This is a genomic window from Haladaptatus sp., assembly GCF_049589095.1.
Classification (GTDB): Archaea; Halobacteriota; Halobacteria; order Halobacteriales; family Haladaptataceae; genus Haladaptatus.
The window spans coordinates 1-1940 of the sequence record NZ_JBAWAC010000372.1 but is presented as its reverse complement, the minus strand read 5'-3'; the positions used below and the strand labels follow the sequence as shown (position 1 = coordinate 1940).

The window sequence follows — 1940 nt, the reverse complement described above, 5'->3', positions numbered from 1 at the left end:
GTCGTGTACCGAGCCAATCGATCGGTTAGAGTGTTTCTCAACCAGACAGAAACACCACGACAAGACGTACGTTACAGGTCTTGTTGCCGCCGGCAACAAGACCGTTCAGGGCATCTCGAACCACGTTCTTCCGGCGAAGAGCGAACGGGCGTTGAACAAGTTCCTCACAGAGTACGATTGGGACGAAGATCAACTCAATAAGGAACGTTTGGCGCTTCTTCAACAGGCTAACGACACAAAGTGGAGCAGTGAAGGTGTCGTCATCATCGACGACACCTTCACGCACAAAACCGGTGAGAAAATCCCTAACGCTGGGAAATTCTACGACTATACCGTTCCCGGCTACATCTGGGGACAGAATCTCATCTATGCACTCTACGCCGACGACAAAACCACCTACCCCCTCGGATTTCGTCTGTATGAAAAAGACGCACAGCGACGCATCGAACTGGCCATCGAACTTGTTGATGAGCTCATCGAGATAGGTGTCCCGGCGGACACCTATCTCTTCGATCAGAGTTATTGTTCTGAAGAGTTCGTCACTCACCTCGAGAAGTATGGGAAAGAGTGGGTCTCTGCAGTCAAAAGCGACGCACGAGTCACATACGGTGGTGAACGGATTCGTGTCGATGCGCTCGGCCAGCGCATCGACACAGTCCCGCGCACAATCAACGGAGAAACGTACCATATCTGGACCCAGAAACGTGAGGTAAGCCGTCTGGGCGAGGTGAAGTTGCTGATCACGACGAAAAAATCGAGCGAAGAGGACGAAGACTCGAGTGTCAAGTACATTGTTTCGAACAAGATCGATGCACCAGCGAGCCATCTCATCGAGTTGTACGCGATGAGATGGCGAGTGGAGACGTTCTTCAGGGACACCAAGCAGGATCTTGGTTTTGGAGACTGCGAGTTGCGGCATGCCGCAGGTGCCAGTCGGCACTGGCACCTGCTGATGCTGGCCTACAGTCTCCTCAAGCTCGGTGCTGCACATAGCGCTCTTGGAACGATCCTTGCTCGAGCAACGTCGCTTCGTGCCGAGATCAAACGTTCGTTCCGCGAGAGCGTTCAGAACCTTCTGTCCTGGGCGCTCACCAGTCCTGATCAAACCACCGATGAACTAATGCACCAGATCGAAGGCATGTTCGTCTAACGTGCGAAGTCAAGTAACTAGACAGTGCCTCGAATACGTATAAGTATTCTATATATCATTTCGAGGGTTGGATGCCGTCAAGTCATGTGAAAATCAATTTTCAGAAAACCGATCAGAAGCGTTCGACCCACTCACCTCGAAAGCGTCACGTCGAAAACTCGCCGAATGGCATCGACCTGCATCGACAGCGGCAAACTCGGTTGTACCGACGCGCCGCTGGTTCCGTCCCCGTCCTGTGCGTGCGTGGCCGCCTGCTCCGGCGTGCGGGGCAGGTGGACGAATCCCATCGGCACGTCCCGACCCTCCCGCTCCAGATACGCCCGCGTCGAGAACAGAGCGTTGTTACCGAGGTGTGTCCCGGCCGTGTTCGAGACGGCCGCCGGAATCCCGGCGGTGAGCAGGGATTCGACGGCGGGAACGACGGGGAGCGTGGCAAAGTAGGCCGCGCGGTCGTCGCCGCCGATCCGTTCGTTTCGTGGCTCCACGCCCGCGTTGTCCGGCGTGTTCCCGCTGTCGTTGACGTTGATGCCCACACGTTCGACGGTGATTCCCGGCCGTCCCGCCGCGAGTCCCGTGGCGACGATGGCATCCGGGTCGTGGTCCTCGATGTGTGCCTGCATTTCCTCGGCGGCGGATCCGAACTCGACCGGGAGGATTTTCCCGACGACTTCGTGGCCCGCGATTTCCTCGCCGTCGAGTTCGTTCGCGACCATCTCGCTCGGGTTCTCGTCGTCGCCGCCGAACGGTTCGTAGCCGGTCAGGAGGAGTGTCATGGGTGGGGGTTTTCGCG

At 57.0% G+C, this 1940-nt stretch carries 2 protein-coding genes; one reads left to right on the top strand and one right to left on the bottom strand.

Translation table 11 applies throughout. The features are described 5' to 3' along the window. On the top strand, positions 1–1150 hold a 1150-nt coding region (locus WBV42_RS11695; protein WP_423986192.1), incomplete at its 5' end, for an IS701 family transposase. A gap of 131 nt (positions 1151–1281) precedes the next feature. On the opposite strand, the gene WBV42_RS11690 is transcribed toward WBV42_RS11695, so the two are convergent. After that, positions 1282–1940 (bottom strand): pyrrolidone-carboxylate peptidase (locus WBV42_RS11690; RefSeq protein ID WP_423986191.1); only part of this gene is annotated, 659 nt, incomplete at its 5' end.